The 516-nt window shown below is 48.8% G+C and carries 1 protein-coding gene; it reads right to left on the bottom strand.

Translation table 11 applies throughout. The features are described from left to right. Window positions 1-516, bottom strand: a 516-nt coding sequence (locus PROVRUST_RS18855) for a phage terminase large subunit family protein (protein ID WP_006816521.1), incomplete at both ends; no start/stop codon positions are given.

Genomic DNA, 516 nt, shown 5'->3' with positions numbered 1-516 from the left:
GCGTTCAGTTAGCTCTTTGATTGCATCGGATTGAGCGCGAAAATCCATGCCACGCCATTGATGGTGTTCAAGTATGCGAAATTTATCACCTTTGCGCATTGGCGGAGCGATAACAACACAGCCGGCGCTATCCCCATTTTGGGTGCCTTTGGCGGGGTCGTAGCCAATCCAAACGGGGTGATAAGCATAAGGGCGTATCATCAATGGCTGCACGTCGTCCCAAATTTCCCAACTGTCCACCATGCATTTTTGCATTAGCTGCAAGTTGAAAATGGACGCGATATCATCGACAAACTCACACATCAGCAAGTTTTCGAATTCGTCGGGGCTGTACTCTAAATGCAGTTGGTCAATATCGAATAAGTTACAGCCGCCGCGCATGGCATCTTCAATGGTGACGATCTGCCGCCACTGACCATCCCCGCACATCATGCCATTCACGAGCGCTTGATGATTGATATCAATCTCAACATGGTCCGCTTTACGACGACCACGGTTAAATAGTTTTCCTGACCA

This window comes from Providencia rustigianii DSM 4541 (genome assembly GCF_000156395.1).
GTDB classification, from domain to species: Bacteria; Pseudomonadota; Gammaproteobacteria; order Enterobacterales; family Enterobacteriaceae; genus Providencia; species Providencia rustigianii.
Note: the sequence above shows the minus strand (reverse complement) of the source record. Positions and strands in the feature narration are given on the sequence as shown.